Source organism: Pseudomonas sp. 3MA1 (assembly GCF_029237275.1).
GTDB classification, from domain to species: Bacteria; Pseudomonadota; Gammaproteobacteria; order Pseudomonadales; family Pseudomonadaceae; genus Aquipseudomonas; species Aquipseudomonas fluorescens_AP.
In genome coordinates, this window is the sequence record NZ_JAACFX010000004.1 from 555,830 (window position 1) to 571,915 (window position 16,086).

Here is a 16,086-nt window from a genome sequence, read left to right on the forward strand (position 1 = left end):
AAAGCAGAATTTAAATACCGTTAAGGCATATTGATATCACCCAAAAACCTAACCCGCGGATTTGCCGGGCTGGCGCCGAGCTACTACCTTTTCTGCCGGGCCTGCCGGGTTCTTTCGCGCTCGTACAGCCCCACCGGACGCTGCACTTCTCAAGGACGACCGCCATGGCCGATGCAAAGACCCCGCAACCGCTGGACCCCCATGAACTGATGAAATGGCTGGCAGCCCTGCGCCGCGCCACCCAACCCAGCGCCTAAAGCGCTCCGCTTCAAGGGCTGGCTTGTGTAGGAGCTGGCTTGCCAGCGAAGGCGCCCGCAAGAGCGATGCAAAACTCAACGGCCTCTTCGCCGCCCGGCCGGCTCCTACGGCTTTTACGAAGGCAATAAAAAACGCCGACGCTGTCATAGCCGTCGGCGTTCAAACCTGAAGGGGTTTATCGCGTCAGTAGCCTAGTTCATCAGAACGCTGGCAATACCGCGCCGTTGTATTTCTTCTCGATAAAGGCTTTCACCTCGGGGCTGGTCAGGGCCTTGGCCAGCTTCTGGATCGCCGCGCTGTCCTTGTTGTCCGGACGCGCCACCAGGTAGTTCACGTAAGGCGAATCGGCGCCTTCGATCACCAGCGCATCCTTGGCCGGGTTCAGGCCCGCTTCCAGGGCGTAGTTGGTGTTGATCATGTCCAGGTCAACCTGATCCAGGACCCGCGGCAGCATGGCCGACTCCAGTTCCTTGAACTTGAAGTTGTGCGGGTTCTTGGCGATGTCCTTGGGCGTGGACACGGCGTTTTTCGGGTCCTTGAGCTCGATCAGGCCAGCCTTCTGCAGCAGGATCAGGGCGCGGCCGCTGTTGCTGCCTTCGTTGGGGATGGCGATGGTGGCGCCGTCTTTGAGCTCGGCCAGGGACTTGACCTTCTTCGAGTAGCCGCCGAAGGGTTCGACGTGCACACCGATCACGGTTTCAAGGTGAGTGCCCTTGCCCTCGTTGAAGTTCTTCAGGTACGGCAGGGTCTGGAAGTAGTTGGCGTCCAGACGCTTCTGATCGACCTGCACGTTGGGTTGCACGTAGTCGGTGAACACCTTGATTTCCAGGTCCACGCCTTCCTTGGCCAGGGTGGGCTTGATCAGCTCAAGGATCTCGGCGTGTGGCACCGGAGTCGCGGCAACCACCAGCTTCTCGCCGGCCTGGGCAATACCGGCGCTCAGGGCTGCCGCCAGTGCGGTGAACAACAGAACTTTTTTCATGCAAGGTCCTTAGGTGTCGGGATCGACGACGGCTTCAAATAGGGGGCTGATTGCGGTGCCAGTGAAGTGCCACTGCTGGCGTGAAGCGGACAATACCGAGATTTTTTATTCCCGAACAATATCTTTTATTCACGTTCATATTCCATTTTGTTCATACAGCCAGACAGCCCGCCAACGCGCCCCACCGCCCCCTGTAGCCGCTGCCGCAGGCTGCGAACGACGACGCAGTCGGCGCCGGGGCCATCGGGGCTCTCCAGCAGGATCGTGGGGAACGGTTTGGCGTCTGCTGCGCAGCCGGTCGCAGCCTGCGGCAGCGGCTACACCGCCAGCAGGCGCTCGAGGGCCTGGCGCTCTGCGGGGGTGCCGGATTCGCTGATCTGCCGCAGCAATTGCTCGATCTGCTCCAGCGGCGAAGGGGTCGGCGGCAGGTTGAGGTGCTCGGGAAGAATCTCCTCGCCACTGCTCACCAGCAGGGCAAAGTGAATGACGTTCTCCAGCTCCCGGGTATTGCCCGGCCAGCTGTGGCGCTCCAGGGCCTGTTGCGCGGCTTCGCTGATCAGCGGCACCGGCAGGTCCAGGCGCTGGCTGTAGATCCCCAGGAAGTACTCGGCCAGGGACTCGATGTCCCCGACCCGTTCGCGCAGCGCCGGCAATTCCAGCTGGCCTTCGCTGAGGTAGCGATACAGGCGCTCATGGAACTTGCCCGCCGCCACCGCCTGGGCCAGGTCGATGCTGGTGGCCGCCACCAGGCGCACATCCACCGGGCTTGGCTGCTGGGCGCCGACCCGGGTCACTTCGTGGTTCTCCAGGGCGGCCAGCAGCTTGGTCTGGATCGGCAGCGGCAGGTCGCCGATCTCATCCAGGTACAGGGTCCCGCCATTGGCCGAACCGAACCAGCCGGCGCGGCTGCTGGCCGAGCCGCTGAAACTGCCGGCGGCGTAGCCGAACAGTTCGGCGTCGGCGTAGGTGGGGCTGATGGCGCCGCAGTTGACCGAGACAAACAGGCCGCTGCGGTCGCTGGCGCGGTGGATGTGCCGGGCCAGCAGCTCCTTGCCGGTGCCGGTTTCACCGCGGATCAGCACCGACACCGCACGCGGCGCCAAGTGCTCCAGCTCTTCACGCAGTTGCCGCGAACGCGGATCGACGAACACCAGCGCCTTGGCGCGGATGCTCAGGGGGCTTTTTTCCGCATCGGGAAAGGTCAGCAGCGGCTGGCCGAAAGGGGTATGAGGACTCATGGCAGACTCCCGCCCCAGGCCGCCTGGGGACGGGGGCGCTTAAACAGGAAAAGGACGATCAGGCACGACGCCGCGCGTGTTGCTCCACGCGGTTCTGCAGACGGTAGAGATAGGCAAAGCCCTGCTCCCAGCGCTGGTGGCCGGACTTGACGTTGATATGCCCGGCACCGGCCAGGATCCCGGCTTCGGCGCCCCAGTCACGGGCCAGTTCCAGGGCACGCGGCGCGCTGACCGCGCTGTCGTTGTCCGAGCTGACCACCTGGCTGGGGAACGGCAGCAGGTCCCGAGGAATAGGCGCAAAATTGCGCAGCGCCGGGGCACAGGCCGGACGCTCGACATCCGCCGGCGCCACCAGCAGCGCCCCGCGCACCTGGCGCAGCGCGGCTACGGGCGCGCGAGCCGCCCAGTGGGCCACGGTGATGCAACCCAGGCTGTGGGCAATCAGGATCACCGGCGTGTCGTCGGCGGCGATGGCTTCCGCCAGGGCCGCCACCCAGTCTTCGCGACGCGGCGTCAGCCAATCGGCCTGCTCCACCCGCGCACTGTTGGGCAGGCTGTTCTGCCAATGGGTTTGCCAATGATCTTCTGGCGATCCTTGCCAGCCCGGCACAATCAAGTAGCGAATGGATGCGTTGCGCATGGGGAACTCTCCTGCTGCGTGTCTGTTCCCGGACGAGTATAGGGAGGGGATTTATATTCGTTAAGGAATAAGAAGCTATTTATTAATACCTTAAACGAATATAAAACATCCCCTGCCCTCCGTAGGAGCCGGCTTGCCGGCGAAGAGGCCATCAGCTCTTGCGCAACCTTGAGGACGCCTTCGCTGGCAAGCCAGCTCCTACAGTTGGCGCGATTGCGGGGGTGTTCTTGCCGGCGAAGGGAGTTCTGCGGGGGCTTTTTCGCCAGACAAAAAAAAGGCCGCACCCTGCCAAGGAGACGGCCTGAAAAGTCGTGGCTTTGTTGCTCGGTGTCAGCGCGCGGTAATCACCGACAGCTTGGTGATGCCCGCACGCTCGATGGACGCCATGGCCCGGGCCACTTCGCCGTAGTTGACGCCATCGTCGGCCTGCAGCTGGACCCGCACTTGCGGGTCCTTGGCCTTGGCCGCTTGCAAGTTGGTTTCCAGCAGGTCCGGCTGGATCTGGTCCTTGTTGATAAAGAGTTTGCCGGTGCCGTCGATGCTCACCACCAGCGGGTCCTTCTGCTCCACCGGGGCCACGGCCTCGGTCTTGGGCAGGTTGATCGGGATGGCGTTGGTCAGCAGCGGCGCGGTGACGATGAACACCACCAGCAGTACCAGCATCACGTCCACCAGGGGCGTGACGTTGATCTCGCTCAGCACCTCATCGCTGTCTTGGGTGGAGAAGGCCATATCAGGACGCCTCCTTGACTTTCTGTTGGCTGCCCTGGGCCGCGGCCTTGTGCAGGCTCGGGTGGATCAGCACGCGGAACGAGTTCTTCTGCGCCAGGCTGTAGAAGTCGTGGGCGAAGTCGTCCAGGTCCGCGGCGGTGAGCTTCAGGCGCCGCAGGAAGTAGTTGTAAACCAGCACCGCCGGCACCGCGACGGCGATCCCCACGCCGGTGGCGACCAGGGCCGCGCCGATGGGCCCGGCCACGGTTTCCAGGCTCGCCGAGCCCGCCGCGCTGATGCCTTTCAGGGCTTCCATGATCCCCCACACGGTGCCGAACAGGCCGATGAAGGGCGAGGTGCTGCCGATACTGGCAACCACCGCCAGGCCGGTTTCCAGGGAACGACGCTCACGCACGATCTGCTGGCGCAGGGCACGTTCGAGACGGTCCTGGTGGTTGATTGCCTGGCTCAGGTCCGCCGCATGGGGCGCTTCGCCAACCTGGATCGCCGCATAGCCGGCCTGGGCCACCCGGGCCGCCGCGCCGGGCTGGGTTTCACTCAACGGGGCGGCGGAGTCGAGGCTGGACGCCGCCCAGAACTGATTGTGGAACTTGCGATCCTGGGATTTGAGACGAGCGAACTGCACGCCCTTGACCAGGGCCAGGCCCCAGGTGGCGACGGAGAAGACCACCAACAGCCAGATCACCGCGCTTTCGATGGATTCCAGTGGAGATGCCAGTAACGTCATGATGTGTTCCCTCTGTGTAAGCGTTTAGCACGTGTTGGTTGATCGGCCTTGCGGCTCAATGAATCTTGAAGTCGATGGGTACGCTGACCCAGCCGTCCTGGGCCACGTCGCCCTGTTTGGCCGGAACGAAACTCCAGCGCTTGACCGCGGCCAGGGCCGCATCGTCGAGCTGCTGGCGACCGCTGCTCTTCTGGATCTGGATCTCCCCCGGCTTGCCGCTGGCCAGTACGTGCACCCGCAGCAGCACCGTGCCTTCCCAGCCCCGGCGCTGAGCCAGTGACGGGTATTCCGGCGCCGGGTTCTTCAGGTACGCGGCGCTGGCCGAAGCCGGGGTCACGGGGGCCGGAGCCGGTGGCGCGGGCGGTGCCGGAGCGGCTACCGGAGCGGCCGGCTGCGGCGGTGCCGGCGTCTGCTGCACCGGCTTGGGCGCAGGCTTGGGCTCGGGTTTGGGCACTGGCTTGGGCTTGGGTTTAGGCACCGGCTTGGGCGGTGGCGGCTTGACCGCCAGCTCGTCCTCCACCGGCGGTGGTGGCTCCACCACCGGCTGTACCGGCACAGGCGGAGGCGGCTCCACTGCAGGCGGCGCCGGGTGCGAGAATTCGATGGTCATGGGCGGAATTTCCGGCGGCACGATCGGCAGCACCGGGGTCGGTTTCTGGCTCAGCCAGTAGATCACCGCCGCATGCAGCAGCAGCGCCGCCGCGCCAAGGATGAATGCCTCCCGGCGGCGCAAAATTCCCTTGGGCGTGCGTTGCAGACGCAATTGGCCCAGCGGCGAGCGGTGAGGCCGGCCGAGGTCGACCAACTCGCCGCTCGGTGCCTGGCGCCACAGCACCTCGTGTGCACTGGCGGCGGTCTGGACATTGCCCATGGATTCACTCCCTACGATCTTTTGAAAAACCCGGCACCGGCGTTTGAACACCCCCCACGCAACGGTGCCGCGGGGCCAATGATCAGTGCCCCGCGCTTATCTCTTAAAGTAATCTTTCAAGTTATAGATAGACCGAAACGGAATATTGAATTCACCCGGAACAGCTCAGGCCCCGTGATTCAAGGGCTGTAGCCAAGAGGGAAAAACGCCATGCCTTGCAGGCATTGAAAATATTCCCGCAAAGCATCGAAACAGGCCTGTTAGTGCAGAAAAACAATAGAACTCCATTGCACTCGAAACCAACTTCAGCGCCCATGTACTTAATTAACTTTACAAGCGGACACGACAAAGCCGCTGAACCGGCACGCCACCTTATATAAGGCAGCGCGTATTCAGCGGCTGTTTATTATCGAGCGGGTTATTGCTTGACGAACTCACCGCTCAGGCCGACCACATCGCCGCTGAAGTTGCTGCGGGCACCGGAGGCACGCAACCGGGAATAGTTGTGATCGGGTGAAAACAGCGCCCAGGCCTGGTAGCCGTAGCCATCGTTGTAGCCGGATACATTGATGATGGTCGGCTGCCCGGTGCTGTTCTGGAAGTGGTAATGCCCGGCGACGCTGTACTTGACCCCGGCCTGGGTCAACTCACCGCTGAACGAACCGTTGGAGTCGTTGCCGTCGGTCACGACCAGACGGGCGTCAGCGTTGGAGTTTACATAGGTGCCATTGATGCTCGACATATGCGGGTTTCCTTATGCGGTTGAATGTTTCGTCCAATGAAGCAAGTTCCTCCTGGAACTCACAAACCCAGCATGGTCGGCGTTTATAACTCTGTCCAAAACAAACTTGCGCAACAACTAATTAAATAGCTATAGCCTGCAATCGGCCCTCTATAAGTTATGACCGAAACAACAGCACTTATAACTTCCCGGTGTTTTCAACTTGCGGCTTGACGCTGGCCACTGCGCGCAACTGCTCCTGTAACGCCTTGCCGGCCCGACTCAGGCCACTGCCGGCGTACAACGCCAGGCGCACGCCCTGGATATCCGGCAAACCGCTGGCGGCATCGAGCATCCGATGGCCCTTGCCCAGCACCCGCACCGGCAACAGGCTGATACCCAGGCCCGCCGCCACTGCCGAACAGACGCTGGCCAGGCTGGCGCTGGAATAGGCGATGCGCCAGGGCCAGCCGCCGACTTCCAGGTGGTGGAGCATTTCCTGGCGATACAAACCGCCCACCGGGAACGCCACCAGCGGCAGTGGATCGCGGCCAAAGGCGGGCTGGCGAACACTATCGACCCAGCACAAAGGCTCGGGCCAGGATTCCACGCAGTCGTCGCTGTGGCCCATCTGCTTGACCAGCAGCAAGTCGAACTCGCCACGACGGAACTGACGCAGCAACTCCGGCCCCAGACCACTGGTGACTTCCAGGCGCACCGCCGGATAGTCGCGGCCAAAGCGCGAGAGCATCGGCATCAGGCGCTCGGCGGCAAAATCTTCCGGCACGCCCAGGCGCAGCACCTCCTCGCCGCGCTGGTTGACCAGCACATCGCAGGCCTCTTCATGCAGCGCCAGAATGCGCCGGGCATAAGCCAGCAGGCGCTCGCCCTCCACCGTGGCCACCACCCGGCGCTGGTCGCGGTCGAGCAACTGGCAGCCCAGGCTCTCTTCCAGACGTCGAACCTGCTGACTCACCGTGGACTGGGTCAAGTGCAGGCGCTCGGCGGCGCGGGTGAAGTTCTGGCTGTCGGCCACGGCGACAAAACTGCGGAGCAACACGGGATCGAGCATCTTGACCTACCATCCTCAACGCCACTGATTGGCATGGTTATATTTAATTTCAGAATACCAGGGCCGCTCAGCATACTTTCCCCTCTGCAATCGGGACCCGCCGTTGCGAGGCAACTTCAGAACGTGCCGATCCCCCCTCTTGCTCGGAAACCTTGATGAACGACGATCAACTCTTCCTGCACCGGGCCGTTGAACTGGCCCGGCGCAATGTCGAACAGGGCGGCCGTCCGTTCGGCGCGCTGCTGGTGCGCAACGGCCGGGTGCTGGCCGAGGCGGTGAATGAAATCCACCTCAGCCAGGACCCCACCGCCCACGCCGAGATGCTGGCCATCCGCGCCGCCAGCCGGCAACTGGGCCCGCGCCTGGACGACTGCGTGATCTACGCCAGCGGCCAGCCGTGCCCCATGTGCCTGGCCGCCATGTACCTGTGCGGCGTGTCCCGCGCGGTGTTCGCCGCCAGCAATGAACAAGCAGAGCCGTTCGGCCTGTCCACCGCGGCCATCTACCAACAGCTGAGCAAGCCCCTGGAAGCCCAGCGCCTGCCGCTGCTGCACCTGCCCCAGGCGGCCATGACCGCCCTGTACCAGGACTGGCAGGCGCGTCATGCCGCGAACTGAATCGGCCTTCAAGACCTTCGCCGGCTGGGCGCTGCTGATGTGCCTGGGCCTGAACCTGCGGCCGATCCTCAGCTCGGTCAGCCCGCTGCTCAACGAGATCCGCGGCGCCACCGGCATGAGCTTCCAGAGCAGCGCCTGGCTCACCAGCCTGCCGGTGATCTGCATGGGCCTGGTGGCCCTGCTCGGGGTACGGATCGAAGCCCGCCTGGGCGAGCGCCGGGGCGTGTCCCTGGGTTTGCTGCTGGTGCTGCTGGCCTGCCTGGTGCGGCTGTTCTTCGGCCAGGCCGCGGCCTTGCTCGCCACCGCCCTGCTCGGCGGCGCCGGAGTGGCCCTGATCCAGGCCCTGGTGCCGACGCTGATCAAGCGCCAGTTTCAACAGCGCGTGGCCCTGGCCATGGGCGTCTACTCGGCGTCGCTGATGGGCGGTGGTGGCATCGCCGCCCTGCTCAGCCCGCAGCTGGCCAGCCACTTCGCCAACTGGCAAGTGGGACTGGGCATCTGGGTGCTGCCGGCCATGGCCGCCCTGCTGCTGTGGCTGTGCCTGCCCCTGGGCGCAGGACGCCGCAATGGCCCCCCGGCGCCCCGGGCCGGGCTCTGGAGCAACCGCCGCGCCTGGCTGCTGGCGTTGTATTTCGGCCTGGTGAACTGCGGCTACATGAGCATGGTGGCGTGGCTGCCGGCCTACTACTTGCAGCTGGGCTGGAGTGCTACCCAAAGCGGCTCGCTGCTGGCCTTCATGACGATTTTCCAAGTCAGCGCCGCCCTGCTGATGCCCGCCCTGGCCCAGCGCAGCAGCGACCGCCGCCCACTGCTGGGCATCAGCCTCGCGGCCCAGGCCGCAGGGTTTCTCGGGCTGGTGCTGTGGCCCTTGCAGAGCCCGCACCTGTGGGTGGCGCTGATCGGCTTCGGCCTCGGCGCGTGCTTTGCCCTGAGCCTGATCCTGACCCTGGATCACCGCCGTGATCCCCGGGAAGCCGGGCAACTGGCGGCTTTTGTCCAGGGCGTGGGTTTTCTGATCAACGCCGTCTCGCCGTGGCTCAGCGGCTGGCTGCGGCAAGTCACCGGCAGCTTTGTCAGCGCCTGGTGGGTGTTGATCGTGGGTGTCCTGGCGATGCTGCTGTTGACGCGAATCTTCAGCCCGGCCAGCTATCGGGCCCGGGCCGCTGTCGGCACTGTCGCGCCAGCGACCTGAGCGCGGCCGTCAATCGATGCCGCCTGCGAGGGCTCGCAGGCGGACAGGCTTCAAGGTACGGATCAGCCCTCGATCCGCCACTGCAATGCATCCAGCACATCGCAGCCGTCCTGCAGCAGCAGGTGGGCGGCATTGGCCACATGGCTCAGGTCCTGATCGGCAACACCCTTGATGCTCAGGCAGTTGAGACTGTGCATCAGATCGCGAGTGGCCTTGATCCGCTGCACAGCGCAGCCATAGAGATCGGCCAGAGGGGCGGCAGGGTTGAGGTAGAGCACCGGGGTGGGGGTGAGATTGCTTTGTAGCGGGGTGAACTCGGACATGGGTACATCTCCATTACTGTGTGGAGCTGACACCCGTTGCGGCTAAACAAGAGGGGTGGCAGCTGTACGCGGGTTAGCCGGCCGGGCCAGTAATGGAGAAACCCGGCACACCCGAAGGTGTCCCGCGCACAGCCGCCATAACAAACACCAAGCGACAAGCGCTAGGCATTATGAGGCAGGAAGTGCATCCATTACTCTGTTTTTCGACCGGCTAAGATCGGTCACCGATGCGTCGGTGACAGGCCGGACTATAGGCAGGAGGTCCTGGCGGAACAATCGCCGAAGTATTGCCATTCCCTTCCATCGACCCCAAGTAGAATCCCCTCTCGATACCCAGAACACAGGAATCGCAATGGACGCCGACACCCTCAGCCGCTGGGTAAAGAGCCTCGGGCTCAGCCATGCAGAACTGATCGCCCAGGGAGAGCGCATCGAGCGCCCGACGGACAAGATCTACGATGAATTCGATTGGCTGACCGTGGTCGTCGAGCCCGGCCTGATGCTGGACTTCTGGGAAGACAGCCTGGCCCTGGAAAAGGTGCTGATCGAACTCATGCCCCTTGAACAGGGGCGCTCGTTCTACAGCGGCGAACTGCCCGCCCCGTTCTCACGCAGCATGACCCACGCCGACATTCGCGAGCTGCTGGGCACGCCCCTGCGCTCGGGGGAACGCAGGCCATCAGCCGATGGGCAATGCATGCTCAACGCCTGGGAGAGCTACCGCCTGCCGGAGCCTCTGCATCCCAGTGCTCGGGTTGGATTCGTCTATAGCGCCGACATGCAGATCAGAGTCCTGTCGTTTGACTTGCTGGAGCCGCAGCGCGACTGATTCGACTGCACAGAGTGGCTCTTTAGGATTCGCGGCGATCCGCCAGGCGTCAGAGGACCGGCGCGAGATCGCCAAGCAAGGCCCTGCGGTCCTTTTCGCAGCCTCGCAGGCTCGGCAGCGGCTACAGGGAACGTGGAGGAAGACAGAGATAGGCCGGCCGGCAGGCCGCCGTCAGATTTTGATCTTGCTCTGGCTTTTGATCTTCCTGCCCCCTTAGACACGATGGCCGAACGCAGGCACTAGCCAAAGGTTTTCATAAAGGGCTCGGCACATTGCCGGATCGCCGCGACGACATGCGGTGCCCGTTCGCCCCATCCGGCCGATCGGCTCAACACCCGCTCCAGTGCGTCCAACTGCCCGCGAATGACCTCTTGCGGACGAGCCACATCACAGACCTTGGCAAACTCCAGCAACCCCTGCCGCGAAGCAAACAGGGACTTGTTGCCCAGCAGATCCAGGGCCAGCACGTCCTGCGGGATGTAGGCCGTGGTGTTGACGATGTCGTAGGCCGGCGCTAGCCGTGCATCGCGCTGGCCAGGATCGGAATACAACAGCCCGAAGTTCTTCAGGTGGGCATCGCCATTCCCCACGATGCAACTCAGGCTGACCATGGCAAACAACTGCGCCAGTGAACCCGGCACCTGCTCAGGCGGGCAGAACAGGCGAACGGCCTTGGCAATGGCCGAATAGCTCTTGCTGTATTTCTGCTCCGCACCCAGCCCCATCAACGCCGCCATGTCTTCAAACCCCAGGCAACCGAGCTGCTCGTCCCGGTCGAAGCGGCGCATGACGAACAGTTTGGCGTTATCGGAGAGGTAAAACTCGGGCACCGCCATCCCCGCCTCCCTGGCCACCGACATGCACAGGAATTCATTGATCGCCAATCCCGGAAACTCGTCCCGGCCGCTCTTGATGATCAACTCTGAGGTGTTCGAGGTAAAACGCTGCGACGCGGCGTCATGCCGCTCCGGCACCATCACCTTGGGCTGCACGCCGGATATCCCGGCACGCAGGATGTAGCGGTCCACCAGGTCGGCAAAGATGTCCTCGGTGCCATCCCACGCGAGGATTTCCTGCAGTTTTTCCCCGGGGAACCGCTGTCGTTGCAACAGCCCATCGACTTCGGGCGAGCTCACCGCGACCCGCCCGATCGGCGCACTGCTGCCGGACAGCGCCAGCAGCAACATCGGGTCGACCTTCACCACCTTGGCCAGGCGGTTGCGCAGTTGCTCCAGCACATAGCCTTCGGGCAGGTTCATCTGGAAGATCGGGTGCAACTCCCGATAACGGTAGTCATCCAACCGCACGGGCATCAGCAGACTGATTGCCGCCGGTGCCCGGGCATCATCGCGATAGCGAAACAGATAATCGCCAGCGCCACGGTGGATTTTCCCGCTCTCACCGGCCGGGGTGGCTACCTGCAGCACCGTGGCCATCAGTCGAACACTCCCTGGATCTCGTCCAATGTGGGCATCGCGGCAGGCACCAGGGTGAATTCACAGTCCAGGGCTCCCAGCACCCGCGCATAGGCCGCCATGCCCACCGACAAGTCGCCCCGCTCGATGGCGATGACCTTCTGCCGGGTCACGCCGGCCAAGGCAGCCAGGCTGGCTTGGGTCAGGCCACGATGCAGTCGACGCTGGCGAACCTGCTCGCCAAGGCGCGCGGTGATAAGGAGGTAGTCCATGTTCTCTATACGCAACAAAATTGATTGAATGTAACGTATACCTAACATGGCGAAAAATCAAAGGGACGCTGTGGGGGCTCACACTCCGTGGCGGTGGGTGAAAGGCTTCGATAGTGGGTATGTACTCCCAGACTGTCGCAAGCACAGGTCTTGCGGCCGCTACGCGCCCGAGCGGGAGCAAGCTCCCTCGCCACAACATCATTCCAGGCGACTAGACGAGAACAATCCTAGAGAAATAAATTATTGTAATTCGATAATTATTTATCAATAATTCGCCACCCCCCAAGTTTTGCAAGGAATAACGCATGCACTCCCAAATCAACGGCTCGGCCCAATACCGCTTACGACGGGTCGGCCTGCTGGCCGCGATCCTGGCCTGGGTCATGGGTGTAGTCGAGGTCGGTGGCAATGCCGGAATGTGGATCTACAACAAGGACCAGGTCCTGGGCGCCCTGCTCAGCGTCTTCGCCGACCACTCGCCCCGCCTGCTGGAAGCCGATTTCAAACTCTCCTCCGCAAGCTTCGCCCTGCTGGTGATTCTCGACTTCCTGCCGCTGCTGCTGTCGAGCTTCGCCCTGTACCTGACCGGGGTGTTCTTCCTGCGCCTGTCGCGCGGCGAAACCTGGAGCGATCGCAACATCCGCATCCTCTGGCGCGTGGGCATGCTGTGGATCGTCGCCCCGGCCACCTTCCCGATGATGGAAACCCTGCAAGGCCTGGCCCTGTCCCTCGACCTGCCGCCCGGCCAGCGCATTCTGCAGATCTCCGCGGGCTTCTCGTCCTACGCGGCCTATGAGGTGGTCAAAGGAATCTTGCTCTGCTCGTTTTCCATTATCATGCGCGACGCCAAAGTCCTCAGTGATGAGCACAGTCACTACATATAGAACAATGAGATGACCATTATCGTTCGGCTTGACGTTGTCATGGCTAAAAACAAGATTCGCTCCAAAGAGTTGGCCGCCATCCTGGGCATTACCGAGGCGAATCTGTCGTTGCTGAAAAATGGCAAGGTCAAGGGGATGAAAATCGAGACCCTGGACAAACTCTGCGCTGCACTCGACTGCCAACCCGGCGACCTGCTGGAGTATCAGGCCAGCGAGCCTGCGTAACCCCCCGCGTTTGTTCGAACCGAGTCTCGATCGTTAAAGCCTTATCCATTCCTCACGTTGCACATTGGCTTATTCATGACTCGCTACCTGCTCTGCCCGCTGCTTTTGCTCGCCTGTCTTTTGACCGGCTGCGCCAACAAACTCGAAGTGGCCATCGACGCCACCCCGGCCCAAGACTATTACTTCGACCCCAAGGCTCCGGTGCTGGTGACCGTCAACAGCGCCAAGGACGCCCAGGGCCTCAAGGCCAGCTACTACCTGCGCGACATGGTCGCCGCCCTGCACGGCATGGGTTTCACCCAGGTGTATACCGAGTCGTCGCTGCCGAAAAACCACCCGCCGTTTCGCATGAACATTGCCCTGGACGTGGGCAGTAAAAAGACCAGCTACCGCTACACCGCCACCGACTACGGCCAGGTGCCCAGCAGCACTAAAACCACGTGCATGCCCGGCAAGAACCAACAGACCGTGTGCACCAGCACCCCAACGATGTCCTACCGTGCCATCGGTTCCTCGGAGCGCACCGGCTACACCACCCTGTCGACCTTCAATATCAAGGCCCAGGACGAACAGAGCCGGCGCACGGTATTCCTGCTGCGGGCCTCGTCCTACAACGAGGATTGCCAGGACGCCAAGGTCGAGGATTTCCTGGTGCAGGAAAGTCTGGACAACCTGGACTTCCGCAACCGCGTGCAGCGCAAATACACGGTCACCCTGCCCGAAGGCCACAGCTGCAACTAAGCGCCTACCGCGCACCAGGCGACACGCTTACAATCGCCGCTCGCCGCCCGCCCGATCCCCCTCGCGCGGGCGCAGCCCCCTCAACGACAAGGCGCAGGTCGAACATGCCCCTGGACTGGACTGCCTGGGAAATCGAACCCGGATCGGCGGTGGACGAACAACTGATCGCCCAGGTGCAGCAACGCCTCGGCCTTGAGTTTCCGGCGCTGTACCTGGAGCTGGTGCAATACGCCGCGGCCGCCACGCCGGGGATCGGCGGCTTCGCCTATGGCGGCGGCTACACCTGCATCAGCGAGTTCTTCGAGTTCGGCCTGAGCAACCAGCCCTGGACCCTGCTCTGGTACGCCAGCCCTGGCCGCGTGCCGGGGCTCGCCACAGGCTGCCTGCCGATTGCCCGGGATGCCGGCGGCCTGCTGATCTGCCTGGACTTCAACAGCCCGGGCGTGGCGGTGGAAATCTTCGATCCCGAGAGCGCCAGGCGCTACCCGGTGGCGGCCGACTTCAAGGCCTTTGTCGAGCTGTGGCAGCCATGAACACAGCGCGCAAATGGATAGTCGTGCCCACCAGCCAAGAGGCCCAACAACGCCTGGACCTGGACCAGTGCCTACCGGGCGACCTGGAGGAACTGGCGCTGTCCCCGGAGCAGTGGACGCTGCTGTCGCGCAGCGACCTGCTGCCCAGCTTGAACCGCGCCCTGGGCAGCCTGATCGATGACTACGAAGACGCCTCGATCCAGGGCCAGGCCGCCCTGGCCACGGCCCTGTCGATCCTGATGCAGGCCGCGACGCCCGGGGATGAACTTATCCACAGGCTGATCGCCCTGAATCGACTGGCCCTGGAACGCGACACCGGCCTGTACTTCTACTTCTGAGGCACTGCCCAGGTCTGCTCCCGCACCTCATTGTGTGGCGAGGGCGCTTGCTCCCGTCAGGGCGCCAGCCCGACCTGACAGGCGCCATGGCACGGCCTCACGCTCAGATCCCCGCGCTGGCACTGGCTTGTTTCAGCCCCGACTCCGGCACGCTCACCGCGGTTTCCGAACGCGGCGTGCCCTGGGGCACCCAGTCGTAGCTCACCGGCAAGGCGCGGTACACCCAGTTGCTGATGGCCTCGCTGCCCGGCGCCTTGCCCAGATAGGGGCTGACGTATTCCCAGACGATTTCGCCGCCGGCGGTGACCTGGAAAAAGCGTCCGTTCATGCCCTCGTCGATCAGCGTATTGCCGTTGGGCAGGCGCCGCGCACTGCTGATGAACGAGCTGTAGAAAGCCCAGCCCGGCTGCCGGGAGCTGGCGGCGCTGTACTGCCAGACGATCTGGTTCTTGATCGGGTCGATCTCCAGCACCCGGGAACCGGCGATCAGCCCCAGCGGCACCGAGGGGTAGCCGGCTGTGCCCTGGTTGTCGAACACGAGCAGGTGCCCGGCCCCCGGCAAGCCGGCGGGAATGATGTGGGCGTCATGCTGGCCGACGAACTGGTCCACCGGGCGCGGCACCTTGGCGGCGGTCTTGGGGTTGATCGGCAACAGGTTCGGCCCCAGGCGCCAGACCACCTTGCCGCTGTGCTTGTCGAGGATGGCGATGAAGTTGGCGTTGCGCGAATCGATCAGCAGGTTGTCCGGGGCGAAGCGTTTATCCCCGGCGTCGAACCACGGGTTGGGGCCGACCACGCTGAGGTTGTTGATGTGCAGGTAATCCGGGTTGTCGGTGCCGTACACCAGCTTCAGTTGCGCCGGGGTGAAGCCGAACTCCTTGAGGTGTTCGGAGGCCAGCCACTGCCATTTGACCTGGCCCTCGGGGCTGACTTCATAGATCGCGTCGTCGATCACCTGGGGCACCTTGAACCCCGCCACCTGGTGCACCTTGTTGGCCAGCACCAGGGTGTTGCCGTTGCTCAGGCGGCGCTGGTCATGATGCTGCTGGGCGGCGCCGCCCGGGGCCTGGTCGCCCCACTGCCAGACGAGGTTGCCGTTCCAGTCCAGCTCGCCGACGCTCTGGTTGCCCAGGCCGTTGCCCGCCGAACCCAAGGGCCCGGGCTCCTTGTCCTTGAGCTGCAACAGCACCCGGCCACGCTCGCCGTTCACCAGTTGCGGGTCGATGATGGCCGAGGGAAAACCGGCCTGGGGCCAGTGCTTCACCTCGTTGCCGTTCATGTCGATCAGGTGCGTCTGTTTGTCGGCGCCGCTGAAGATCACGTACTGGTTATAGGCCCTGGCCGGGTCGTAGCGGGTCACGCCGGTGGGGTAGACGCTGGGCGCGGCCTGCACCGCCGAGGCCAGCAGGGCGGTGGACAGCAGCAGGGGCAACGCGGTGGTGAGGCGCAACATGACAAGCACTCCTGTTCAAGTCG

The 16,086-nt window shown here is 63.5% G+C and carries 20 protein-coding genes; 8 read left to right on the forward strand and 12 right to left on the reverse strand.

Going from position 1 to position 16,086, the window contains the following annotated elements:
• Window positions 1-457: 457 nt before the first annotated feature.
• The 8 genes from GWQ44_RS15050 to GWQ44_RS15085 all read right to left on the reverse strand — a co-directional run bounded on the left by GWQ44_RS15050 (window position 458) and on the right by GWQ44_RS15085 (window position 7,241).
• Window positions 458-1,240: a MetQ/NlpA family ABC transporter substrate-binding protein gene (locus GWQ44_RS15050; protein ID WP_016962818.1), complete on the reverse strand. Its 783-nt coding sequence runs from the start codon at window positions 1,238-1,240 to the stop codon at window positions 458-460.
• 317 nt (window positions 1,241-1,557) lie between these two features.
• Window positions 1,558-2,478 carry a sigma 54-interacting transcriptional regulator gene (locus GWQ44_RS15055; protein ID WP_275927675.1) on the reverse strand — a complete coding sequence of 307 codons (921 nt, stop codon included), beginning with the start codon at window positions 2,476-2,478 and terminating at the stop codon, window positions 1,558-1,560.
• 58 nt (window positions 2,479-2,536) lie between these two features.
• Window positions 2,537-3,118, reverse strand: coding sequence for an alpha/beta hydrolase (locus GWQ44_RS15060; RefSeq protein WP_047300912.1), 582 nt, complete (start codon window positions 3,116-3,118; stop codon window positions 2,537-2,539).
• A gap of 330 nt (window positions 3,119-3,448) precedes the next feature.
• Window positions 3,449-3,850 (reverse strand): biopolymer transporter ExbD, encoded by a 402-nt coding sequence (locus tag GWQ44_RS15065; RefSeq protein ID WP_110722563.1) that lies wholly within the window; start codon window positions 3,848-3,850, stop codon window positions 3,449-3,451.
• A gap of 1 nt (window position 3,851) precedes the next feature.
• On the reverse strand, window positions 3,852-4,577 hold the full coding sequence (locus GWQ44_RS15070) for a MotA/TolQ/ExbB proton channel family protein (RefSeq protein WP_103741667.1): 726 nt from the start codon (window positions 4,575-4,577) through the stop codon (window positions 3,852-3,854).
• A gap of 55 nt (window positions 4,578-4,632) precedes the next feature.
• The gene (locus GWQ44_RS15075) at window positions 4,633-5,448 is read right to left on the reverse strand and encodes an energy transducer TonB (RefSeq protein WP_179598749.1); all 816 of its coding nucleotides are present in this window, start codon (window positions 5,446-5,448) and stop codon (window positions 4,633-4,635) included.
• A gap of 418 nt (window positions 5,449-5,866) precedes the next feature.
• Window positions 5,867-6,190, reverse strand: coding sequence for a hypothetical protein (locus tag GWQ44_RS15080; protein WP_016963092.1), 324 nt, complete (start codon window positions 6,188-6,190; stop codon window positions 5,867-5,869).
• Window positions 6,191-6,368: 178 nt separating this feature from the next.
• The gene (locus GWQ44_RS15085) at window positions 6,369-7,241 is read right to left on the reverse strand and encodes a LysR substrate-binding domain-containing protein (RefSeq protein ID WP_199009339.1); all 873 of its coding nucleotides are present in this window, start codon (window positions 7,239-7,241) and stop codon (window positions 6,369-6,371) included.
• Window positions 7,242-7,396: 155 nt separating this feature from the next.
• On the opposite strand from GWQ44_RS15085, the gene GWQ44_RS15090 reads away from it, so the two are divergent.
• Together GWQ44_RS15090 and GWQ44_RS15095 are read left to right on the forward strand one after the other, a co-directional pair.
• On the forward strand, window positions 7,397-7,858 hold the full coding sequence (locus GWQ44_RS15090) for a nucleoside deaminase (RefSeq protein WP_275927676.1): 462 nt from the start codon (window positions 7,397-7,399) through the stop codon (window positions 7,856-7,858).
• Complete coding sequence (locus GWQ44_RS15095) at window positions 7,845-9,050, forward strand: CynX/NimT family MFS transporter (protein ID WP_275927677.1); 1,206 nt, start codon at window positions 7,845-7,847, stop codon at window positions 9,048-9,050. Before GWQ44_RS15090 ends, GWQ44_RS15095 begins: the two co-directional genes overlap by 14 nt.
• 62 nt (window positions 9,051-9,112) lie before the next feature.
• On the opposite strand, the gene GWQ44_RS15100 is transcribed toward GWQ44_RS15095, so the two are convergent.
• Window positions 9,113-9,373, reverse strand: coding sequence for a hypothetical protein (locus GWQ44_RS15100; protein ID WP_016963098.1), 261 nt, complete (start codon window positions 9,371-9,373; stop codon window positions 9,113-9,115).
• Between the two features lie 352 nt (window positions 9,374-9,725).
• Here GWQ44_RS15100 and GWQ44_RS15105 point away from each other — a divergent pair, with 352 nt between their 5' ends.
• Window positions 9,726-10,202, forward strand: coding sequence for a DUF6392 family protein (locus GWQ44_RS15105; protein WP_275927678.1), 477 nt, complete (start codon window positions 9,726-9,728; stop codon window positions 10,200-10,202).
• Window positions 10,203-10,441: 239 nt separating this feature from the next.
• On the opposite strand, the gene GWQ44_RS15110 is transcribed toward GWQ44_RS15105, so the two are convergent.
• Window positions 10,442-11,638 (reverse strand): type II toxin-antitoxin system HipA family toxin, encoded by a 1,197-nt coding sequence (locus tag GWQ44_RS15110; protein WP_275927679.1) that lies wholly within the window; start codon window positions 11,636-11,638, stop codon window positions 10,442-10,444.
• Window positions 11,638-11,889: a helix-turn-helix domain-containing protein gene (locus GWQ44_RS15115; protein ID WP_016963101.1), complete on the reverse strand. Its 252-nt coding sequence runs from the start codon at window positions 11,887-11,889 to the stop codon at window positions 11,638-11,640. Before GWQ44_RS15115 ends, GWQ44_RS15110 begins: the two co-directional genes overlap by 1 nt.
• 305 nt (window positions 11,890-12,194) lie before the next feature.
• Here GWQ44_RS15115 and GWQ44_RS15120 point away from each other — a divergent pair, with 305 nt between their 5' ends.
• The 5 genes from GWQ44_RS15120 to GWQ44_RS15140 all read left to right on the forward strand — a co-directional run bounded on the left by GWQ44_RS15120 (window position 12,195) and on the right by GWQ44_RS15140 (window position 14,610).
• On the forward strand, window positions 12,195-12,773 hold the full coding sequence (locus tag GWQ44_RS15120; protein ID WP_016963102.1) for a hypothetical protein: 579 nt from the start codon (window positions 12,195-12,197) through the stop codon (window positions 12,771-12,773).
• 9 nt (window positions 12,774-12,782) lie between these two features.
• The gene (locus GWQ44_RS15125; RefSeq protein WP_016963103.1) at window positions 12,783-12,998 is read left to right on the forward strand and encodes a helix-turn-helix transcriptional regulator; all 216 of its coding nucleotides are present in this window, start codon (window positions 12,783-12,785) and stop codon (window positions 12,996-12,998) included.
• A gap of 75 nt (window positions 12,999-13,073) precedes the next feature.
• The gene (locus GWQ44_RS15130; RefSeq protein WP_016963104.1) at window positions 13,074-13,739 is read left to right on the forward strand and encodes a hypothetical protein; all 666 of its coding nucleotides are present in this window, start codon (window positions 13,074-13,076) and stop codon (window positions 13,737-13,739) included.
• A 104-nt stretch (window positions 13,740-13,843) separates the two neighbouring features.
• Window positions 13,844-14,272, forward strand: coding sequence for an SMI1/KNR4 family protein (locus tag GWQ44_RS15135; protein WP_275927680.1), 429 nt, complete (start codon window positions 13,844-13,846; stop codon window positions 14,270-14,272).
• Window positions 14,273-14,295: 23 nt separating this feature from the next.
• A complete protein-coding gene (locus tag GWQ44_RS15140; protein ID WP_253130204.1) occupies window positions 14,296-14,610 on the forward strand; it encodes a hypothetical protein in 315 nt (104 codons plus the stop codon).
• Window positions 14,611-14,713: 103 nt separating this feature from the next.
• Here the strand turns inward: GWQ44_RS15140 and GWQ44_RS15145 are convergent, their stop codons facing one another.
• Window positions 14,714-16,063: an aryl-sulfate sulfotransferase gene (locus tag GWQ44_RS15145; RefSeq protein WP_179598769.1), complete on the reverse strand. Its 1,350-nt coding sequence runs from the start codon at window positions 16,061-16,063 to the stop codon at window positions 14,714-14,716.
• Window positions 16,064-16,086 lie beyond the last annotated feature (23 nt).

Excerpts from the sequence above, each read along its gene's own strand:
- GWQ44_RS15120 (WP_016963102.1), top strand. The coding sequence starts at position 12,195 with ATGCACTCCCAAATCAACGGCTCGGCCCAATACCGCTTACGACGGGTC.
- GWQ44_RS15055 (WP_275927675.1), bottom strand. The coding sequence starts at position 2,478 with ATGAGTCCTCATACCCCTTTCGGCCAGCCGCTGCTGACCTTTCCCGAT.
- GWQ44_RS15070 (WP_103741667.1), bottom strand. The coding sequence starts at position 4,577 with ATGACGTTACTGGCATCTCCACTGGAATCCATCGAAAGCGCGGTGATC.
- GWQ44_RS15130 (WP_016963104.1), top strand. The coding sequence starts at position 13,074 with ATGACTCGCTACCTGCTCTGCCCGCTGCTTTTGCTCGCCTGTCTTTTG.
- GWQ44_RS15080 (WP_016963092.1), bottom strand. The coding sequence starts at position 6,190 with ATGTCGAGCATCAATGGCACCTATGTAAACTCCAACGCTGACGCCCGT.
- GWQ44_RS15060 (WP_047300912.1), bottom strand. The coding sequence starts at position 3,118 with ATGCGCAACGCATCCATTCGCTACTTGATTGTGCCGGGCTGGCAAGGA.
- GWQ44_RS15085 (WP_199009339.1), bottom strand. The coding sequence starts at position 7,241 with ATGCTCGATCCCGTGTTGCTCCGCAGTTTTGTCGCCGTGGCCGACAGC.
- GWQ44_RS15125 (WP_016963103.1), top strand. The coding sequence starts at position 12,783 with ATGACCATTATCGTTCGGCTTGACGTTGTCATGGCTAAAAACAAGATT.
- GWQ44_RS15145 (WP_179598769.1), bottom strand. The coding sequence starts at position 16,063 with ATGTTGCGCCTCACCACCGCGTTGCCCCTGCTGCTGTCCACCGCCCTG.
- GWQ44_RS15090 (WP_275927676.1), top strand. The coding sequence starts at position 7,397 with ATGAACGACGATCAACTCTTCCTGCACCGGGCCGTTGAACTGGCCCGG.
- GWQ44_RS15065 (WP_110722563.1), bottom strand. The coding sequence starts at position 3,850 with ATGGCCTTCTCCACCCAAGACAGCGATGAGGTGCTGAGCGAGATCAAC.
- GWQ44_RS15050 (WP_016962818.1), bottom strand. The coding sequence starts at position 1,240 with ATGAAAAAAGTTCTGTTGTTCACCGCACTGGCGGCAGCCCTGAGCGCC.
- GWQ44_RS15075 (WP_179598749.1), bottom strand. The coding sequence starts at position 5,448 with ATGGGCAATGTCCAGACCGCCGCCAGTGCACACGAGGTGCTGTGGCGC.
- GWQ44_RS15115 (WP_016963101.1), bottom strand. The coding sequence starts at position 11,889 with ATGGACTACCTCCTTATCACCGCGCGCCTTGGCGAGCAGGTTCGCCAG.
- GWQ44_RS15135 (WP_275927680.1), top strand. The coding sequence starts at position 13,844 with ATGCCCCTGGACTGGACTGCCTGGGAAATCGAACCCGGATCGGCGGTG.
- GWQ44_RS15100 (WP_016963098.1), bottom strand. The coding sequence starts at position 9,373 with ATGTCCGAGTTCACCCCGCTACAAAGCAATCTCACCCCCACCCCGGTG.
- GWQ44_RS15110 (WP_275927679.1), bottom strand. The coding sequence starts at position 11,638 with ATGGCCACGGTGCTGCAGGTAGCCACCCCGGCCGGTGAGAGCGGGAAA.
- GWQ44_RS15095 (WP_275927677.1), top strand. The coding sequence starts at position 7,845 with ATGCCGCGAACTGAATCGGCCTTCAAGACCTTCGCCGGCTGGGCGCTG.
- GWQ44_RS15105 (WP_275927678.1), top strand. The coding sequence starts at position 9,726 with ATGGACGCCGACACCCTCAGCCGCTGGGTAAAGAGCCTCGGGCTCAGC.